Annotated in this window: 4 protein-coding genes and 2 pseudogenes; 4 read left to right on the top strand and 2 right to left on the bottom strand. The window is 61.7% G+C overall.

The window, feature by feature from the left end; genetic code table 11:
- The first annotated feature begins 333 nt into the window (after nucleotides 1–333).
- The 3 genes and pseudogenes from M3I56_RS33945 (at nucleotide 334) to M3I56_RS33935 (ending at nucleotide 3,599) form a co-directional block, all read left to right on the top strand.
- A complete protein-coding gene (locus tag M3I56_RS33945; protein ID WP_254357720.1) occupies nucleotides 334–1,209 on the top strand; it encodes a site-specific integrase in 876 nt (291 codons plus the stop codon).
- 21 nt (nucleotides 1,210–1,230) lie between these two features.
- A pseudogene (locus M3I56_RS33940) lies at nucleotides 1,231–2,304 on the top strand (IS91 family transposase); the annotation flags it as partial.
- 608 nt (nucleotides 2,305–2,912) lie between these two features.
- On the top strand, nucleotides 2,913–3,599 hold the full coding sequence (locus M3I56_RS33935) for a hypothetical protein (protein ID WP_254357719.1): 687 nt from the start codon (nucleotides 2,913–2,915) through the stop codon (nucleotides 3,597–3,599).
- 557 nt (nucleotides 3,600–4,156) lie between these two features.
- Here M3I56_RS33935 and M3I56_RS33930 read toward each other — a convergent pair.
- Nucleotides 4,157–4,849, bottom strand: coding sequence for an alpha/beta family hydrolase (locus M3I56_RS33930; RefSeq protein ID WP_254357718.1), 693 nt, complete (start codon nucleotides 4,847–4,849; stop codon nucleotides 4,157–4,159).
- A gap of 446 nt (nucleotides 4,850–5,295) precedes the next feature.
- On the opposite strand from M3I56_RS33930, the gene M3I56_RS33925 reads away from it, so the two are divergent.
- Nucleotides 5,296–5,451, top strand: a complete 156-nt coding sequence (locus M3I56_RS33925; protein ID WP_154671546.1) for a hypothetical protein — start codon at nucleotides 5,296–5,298, stop codon at nucleotides 5,449–5,451.
- A gap of 388 nt (nucleotides 5,452–5,839) precedes the next feature.
- On the opposite strand, the pseudogene M3I56_RS33920 reads toward M3I56_RS33925, so the two are convergent.
- A pseudogene (locus M3I56_RS33920) lies at nucleotides 5,840–6,489 on the bottom strand (HAD family hydrolase).
- Between the last annotated feature and the right edge of the window lie 723 nt (nucleotides 6,490–7,212).

The following is a 7,212-nucleotide window of genomic DNA, read 5'->3' as shown; positions in this document are numbered from 1 at the left end:
ACAGCGTGCTGTGTTACTTCCAGGCTTCGCCACTTTAGTGCAGGCTCGCCGCGATACTCCGCCGAAACAGGTTCGTTAGCCTACGGACCGACAGTTCGCCTCCGGTTACTCCCCACCCCGTCTCACGACGACGCAGTTACCTTCAGCTACGGAGCTGTGGCCAACTCCGGCAGGGACTTGCACCCTGCAAATGGCACGCCATCACGGGCGTACACTAAACCGCTTACGCGGTAGGGGCTACGGTCCGCCGCTTGAGGTCAGGGAGAGGCCGGGCGCGCGGTTCTATGTTGGCGAATGAGGCAATCCGCCTCGTTCTTCAACAGGAGCCGAATCATGACCTCCTCCCAACCAGCCGTCAGCCCGCTGCGCCAGCGCATGATCGACGATATGCGCATGCGTCAGCTTTCTCCGAAGACCCAGTACGCCTATCTGAGGTTCGTGCGAGAGTTCGCCCGGTTTCTCCACCGCTCTCCCGACACGGCTTCCGCCGAGGACCTGCGACGCTACCAGTTGCATCTGGTCGATCACGGCACTTCGCCGGTTTCTCTCAATGCCGCGATCACCGGGCTGAAGTTCGTCTTCGAAGTCACGCTCAGGCAGCCCGAACTGATGGCTGGCATGCAGCCGGTGCGCGTGCCCCGTGTGCTGCCCGTCGTCCTAAGCCCCGATGAGGTCCGCCGGCTCATTGCCGCGGCGGGCAATCTCAAGCACCAGACTGCGCTCTCGGTTGCCTACGGCACCGGCCTGCGCGCGAGCGAAGTGGTCGCGCTGAAGGTCGGCGACATCGACAGCCAGCGCATGACGCTGCGCATCGAACAGGGCAAGGGCCGCAAGGATCGCTACGCGATGCTCTCGCCCGTGCTGCTCGAACGCCTGCGCGTCTGGTGGCGCGTCGCGCGTGCCCAGGGGAAGATGCTCGATGGTGGCTGGCTGTTTCCGGGCATGGATCCCGTCAACCCGCTGACCCCGAAGCAGCTCAACCGCGCAATACACGCCGCTGCCGTGACTGCGCAAATCGACAAGCGCGTGTCCATGCACACGCTGCGTCACAGCTTCGCCACCCATCTTCTGGAACAGAAGGTCGACATCCGCGTCATCCAGGTGCTGCTCGGTCACAAGAAGCTCGAGACGACTGCGCTTTACGCGCAAGTAGCCACCGACCTGCTGCGCGAAGTCACCAGTCCACTGGAGCTCCTGCCCTCCGAATAGACTGGCCCCGCAGGACGTCCCGTGCTTGAGGTCGCGGACATCTTCCGCGCCCGCGGGCCAGCATGGCGAAACACGGTACGGCTGAGCCTGGGGCAGCTGAAGGTCATGTCGGCCATCGAACAGTGCCGTAGCGCGGCGCTGGGCGGGCATGTGCTGCGCTGTTCAGGCTGCGCAAGGACAGAGGTGTCCTTCAACTCGTGCCGGGACCGGCATTGCCCGAAGTGCCAGGCCAGCGCCGCACACCGCTGGCTGGAGGCACGCCAGGCCGATCTGCTACCCGTCGAATACTTCCACGTCGTCTTCACGCTGCCGGCGCCCGTCAGTGCGATCGCCTGGTACAACAAACGGATCATCTACGGCCTGCTGCTCGACGTCGCCGCCGACACGCTGCGCACGATCGCCGCCGATCCCAGACACCTCGGCGCCCAGATTGGTGCCACGCTCGTACTGCACACCTGGGGCTCGGCACTCACGCATCATCCACACGTGCACGGCATCGTACCCGGCGGCGGACTCTCGCCCGATGGCGAGCGCTGGATTGCGTGCCGGCCCGGCTTCTTCCTGCCCGTACGCGTGCTCTCACGCCTGTTCCGCCGGCGCTTCCTCGAAGCGCTCGAAGTGGCCCACCGGCATGGCCAGCTGCAGTTCTTCGGCGAGTACACCGGGCTCGCTGAGCCCGCCGCCTTTGCCCGATGGCTTGCGCCGCTGCGTACCTGCGAATGGGTGGTCTACGCCAAGCGCCCGTTCGCCGGACCGAAGGCGGTGCTCGAGTACCTCTCACGCTACACGCACCGCGTCGCCATCTCCAACCAGCGTCTCATCTCCTTCGATGAACGCGGCGTGACATTCCGGTGGAAGGACTACCGTGCCAAGGGGCGTACCCGCTACAAGGCCATGACCCTCGAAGCTGGCGAATTCATGCGCCGCTTCCTGCTCCATGTGCTGCCCGGCGGCTTCCATCGGATCCGCCACTACGGACTGCTTGCCAACCCCGTGCGCCGCGCCAGTCTCGCCAGGGTGCGCGATCTGCTACACGTCGCACCCGCGATCAGCCCGTCACACCGGACGACGCCACCATCGAAACCCGGCCCACCTTTATCTGCCGCCACTGCGGCGCGCCAATGATCGTCATCGACATCATCATCCGCACCGCCCCGATCCACGCACCGCCGATGCGACGGGGTCAGACATGAGCTCCACGGTTCCTCGATCTGCATGTCGAACGTCGGCTTCGCGTCAATGCGGCCCACGAGCGGACGTTTGCGCATATCACTTCGCGACCTGCCTCGCGTGCTCGGTTCACCATCGCGCTTGCACGACTGCACCGCTTCGCCACCGCGTCAGCGCCCATCCCACATCCCGATTGGCCGCGCCGCATCCCACACCGCACAGCATCCTGACCTATCAATCGCCATAGCCGCGAAGCTCCGAGCGCATCGGCGCGCCCCGCGGTTTCCTCCATCGAGCCTTATTCGACGCCTGCCAACACGCGCAGAGGCACCGTCACATTCCTGCGGCCGATGGCAGGCATCGAATAACCCTTAACGGTTTGATGCATTCGCCGTCCGCCCGTGGTCGGCCACAAGCGACCGTTCGACAGCGCGGTCTGGATCGCCGACAATTGTAACCACCAAACGACGGCCACGCCCTGTCAACTCAGGCCGATGGCGACGGTTTTCCTCTCCTGACATAGTGTTGTGAAGATGAGCATCAGCAAGTGGATCACGCACATCCGGAAACATACTCAAAAGGACGAAGCGTTCGACATGGTGACCTTGGAGGCTGCGCATCGCATTATCTCTCCTGATGTCGATGCCGAATTGGAGGAGCGAGGATTCGAGACAGTATCGCCGCTAAAGTGGGTACGATTCGACGGGTCGCCCATTCGGCAAATATTTGCATTTCCGGCATGGAAAGGCGGTGTTATAGCGCCTAGCTGGGGGCTGTCCTTTGACTTTGTTCCGCACGTATCGGGCAGTTCTGTTCGATGGCACCGAACCAATAAATCTGCAAAGTTTGATCTCACTGTCGATGCACGCGACAGGGCCTTAGATCTAAGCCTTCTTCGCGGTGAGCAGATGGTCGCTCAAAAATCGGCACCGGTTGTGAAAGCCGCGATCGTGCGAGCAGACGAATTTTGGCGACGGGTCAATTCGGTAGAGGACGTCGTCGCGGCGTTCGAATGGCTGCGAAGCTATCTATCGAGTGGAGGCCTGGGTTTCTACAACTATGTTCAGCATCCGATCGCGCTCGCGTTTGTGCTCGCAAGGACAGGCGACGCAGTTGGCGCACGTCGAGAACTGGACCGCTTTCTAGTACGGCGTTCGCCAGAAGACCCTGTTTCAATACGCCTCGGCGAATTGCTGATTAAAGCCACCTCCGTAGCATGATCGCGGGCGCGATAGAAATGTTTCCCGCGCAACGGAGATCGACTGCGCCGATGAACACGCTTTGAATGTCCGCTTACGGGTGGAGCGACTGTCCCCTTAGGGTCGCGTTTTGTCGATCGCTGCCTTGCGAGGTTCGAGCGATGCATGCTGTTCGCATCAGGCGCTCATCGGCCAGGAAGCGACGTTAGAGCCAAAAACATAGTCGGCTGCTTCTCGAGCCTTAATGGACGTTCACGCACTCCCAATCGGGCTCTACTCGATCTTCGGTTCAGTTGAATTCTTTGTAGATTTATCGACTCGCGCCTGATTTCTTGGACTCATCCACCGACACAGTTCGACGCCACGAATTGCGTGAGATACGACTTAGGGTCTTTCCACCAACGAGCGCCAACTACAGCAGCGAAGTTGCCGACACCATCCCTCTGACGCGACAGGCGTCGCTTATCGTGGCTATGCGACAGACCATCTGCGGATAACGAAGGGAGAGCGGGCGAGTGCAGCACGGCGAGTTCGCCGGCTCGCCGTCCCGACTCTGCTACTAGCATTCCTGCGCTTGCTCAGGTAACTGGCACGAACTCTCCTTCGGCGAAGAACCACGCCGACATCGTCCGTGCCAGTTCGAGCACGACCTCCGCGTCGGTCCGGCCGGAGGACGCGCGCACGTGGAACGAATGATCTGCGTCGTCCACCACATGCAGCGTGGCGCGTGGCCCCAGCGTCTCGACGACCGACCTCAGCAGGTGAAGCTCGGCCAGCTTGTCGCGCGTGCCCTGCAGGAAAAGAATCGGCACTGTGACGTCCGCCAGGTGCCGTGCCCGCTCCACGCCGGGCGCGCCCGCCGGGTGCAGCGGGAATGCGACGAAAGCGAGGCCACGCACGCCGTCGAGCAGGGAGATGGCTTGGGCCTGGGACGTCATGCGGCCGCCGAACGACCTGCCGCCCGCGAAGAGCGGCAGGGCTGGCAGCCGCCGGCGGGCCTCTGCGACTGCTGCCTGCACGGCAGCATGTGCCACGGCCGGCGAGTCCACCCGCTTGGAGCCCCGCTCCATGTACGGAAACTGGTAGCGCAATGTAGCGACATCGGCCGCCGCAAGCGCGTCGGCCAATGACGACATGCCGGCATGCTGCATGCCCGCCCCGGCACCGTGCGCGAAGACATACAGGGCTCGCGCGTCCTCCGGCACTCGGAGGAGCGCAGAGACCTTAGTGCCGTCGGGCAGTGCCAGGGATAGCGATTCTGGGTCGTCCATCGTATTCAGGTCGTGTCGTTGTGGCCATTGCGCCGATTCTGCATCAATGAGGCATCGGGGAGCGTTTGTGGCGGCGTCCGGCAAGGCATTGCGCAGGCGGAGTTTGCCGGCCGATCCATGGAGCGCGCGCCCATCGTGAACGGCGCCGCAGTCGCGATATGTCCAGTGCCGCACTGCTCGTTACGGCCTACATAAACCTTTCAATCACGAAGCGCTGCTCAAGAATTAAGCACCCACTGGCGACCGGGTGTCGCACTGCACACACGGGTAGAACCTTTATAGTGGCAGGGTTTCGGTCGCCCCTCTTTTTGCAGTGCGGTCCAGATCGCCAGGCGCGATCGGACCCCGTGTGCGGCCTTGCCGGTTGTCGACAGCCATGGCGCCGAAGTGATTCGGCCCCCTGTCAGCTTCGCCAGTTTCTGCCTACACCTCGAAAGGAAGTCTCTGTGAAATACATTCCCCGCATCGCCGCATCTGCCGCCCTCGTCGTCGTCGCTTTCGCTGTTGTCACGTTCGCCCAGATCAAGTTCGCGCCCCAGTCCGCAGACAACAACCCGCTCGCACAGATCGTCCTCAACGTCGAGTCGCAACTGAACGGCTGATCCCCGCCGTCAAAGACAGGCGTCGTCGTCCTCGGCGCTCTCGCGCCAGTCCCCACCCATCCCGCGGCACCACGCGCACTGCTGGCAGGCAGTGCCAAACTCATGTTTGAGCGTTTCCAATCCCTCGTCGCACGCCGGATTGCTGCACGGAAAGAACGTCTGCATTTCTCCCCCCTGAGCGTGCACCAAAGCGCCGGCGCACACGATTGGAAAGCCCGTCGCCATCCACATGGGATGTGCAGCGGGCGCACGGATCGTCCTGAACGTCGAGTCGCCGTAACGTGGTTAATTGCCTGCCTGACCGTGGAACGGCCAACACGCCAATCGAAGGCGCCGCGCGCATGGCGCAAATCGGAGCCTCTGCGTCATTGATCTATGCGCGGAAAGGCTAACGCGCCCCACGGCCCAACATAGATGTCCGCGTTGCCGATGGAGGAGACCAATCGAAACACGCGTAAAGCGCGGCCGGCCCCGGATAGACGTCGATGCAATCGGCGGCGCGCAGGTCTTTCTCGATGAAGCAACCACATAGCAGTCCTCTGCAATTCAATCTGGTCTTGTTGGCGGCTTGGGCGTCGTACGGAGAATCACCCACAGCTAGAGCGTTGGACGCTTCAACGTGCAGCTTTGCCAGAACCGCCTCGAAGATATCGGGCGCGGGCTTCGAGCCTCGGAGGACGAGGTGGCAGCGTCGATCAGCTTCGCTAAGCCGGCGATTTCCAGATACTTCTGCAGTTCGTGTTCCTTGGCAGAAGAGGCAACGGCTATCTTGCGCCCGGCATCGCGAGCGTGCAGAAAAAGCTCCGGCACACACGAAAAGGGTCGACCGCTGGCGAGATACTCGGACTTGAATCGCGCGGATCGCCATTCTTCGAGTGCTGCCTCGTGATCCGCGATGTCATGGTCAGACAGGAACGTGGGGATCAACTGGTCGCCGCCCTTTCCAATCTGACTGCGCGCCTGCTCGAAACTGACGCTATGGCCAAACTGCCTGAACGCTTCCTGCCAGGCGAGCGCGTGCAGGTCAACCGAATCCACGAGGGTTCCGTCTATGTCGAACACAATTGTTGAAGTTCGCGGTTGCCGCTAATGGTGTTCACAGAAGCGCTAACTTGTCCGTTAATTCTGCTAGCGCAGCGTAAGGGAGAGGAAGGCGCGAGAACGAGCAGCGGCAGAGCATCGACCCGGCGTATCACCAAAATGCTCCAAGCCCCGAGCTGACGCGACTTAAACCGCGCGTTTGGACTTCTACGTCAAGAGCTGCATTCGGCCCTGAAATCAGGCACGAAAGTTCAAAGGCCAGCTCCGTCGATGAGAGGGTCCCCGTTGCGCGTGCAACATATCTGGCTCATCAATGCTATCGCAATACGGGCGGATACTGGCGCAGCACACTCATCAACATCCGTTTCGGCGCCAGCGGACGTTACGGACGTGCAAAGGCGCATTAGCAGAATTAGAGAACATTTTTTGATCTCCTTGTTGCTGTACGGCAACACACGCGATCCGTCAACGTAGTCGCTACAAGCCTTGTCGGACGGTGATTCCGAAGATTTAGCCACTAGCAACATCTGTGAACATCGCTAGCATCAATAGCGAACGCCAACAACCGCAGCGCACATTAGTGTCACAGCTCGCCGCCGCCACAACTGTCGATATCGGCCAGGAGGAGCCACTGGACGCATGCTGTCGACCGTCCGGTCATAGGGGGACAGGGGAAGCGCATCACGAATGCGATTGCCTGTCTCGCCACGATGTCATACG

Source organism: Paraburkholderia sp. CNPSo 3281 (genome assembly GCF_024206515.1).
Classification (GTDB): domain Bacteria; phylum Pseudomonadota; class Gammaproteobacteria; order Burkholderiales; family Burkholderiaceae; genus Paraburkholderia; species Paraburkholderia nodosa.
The sequence above is the reverse complement of the archived record's forward strand: the minus strand, read 5'-3'. Positions and strand labels throughout refer to the sequence as shown.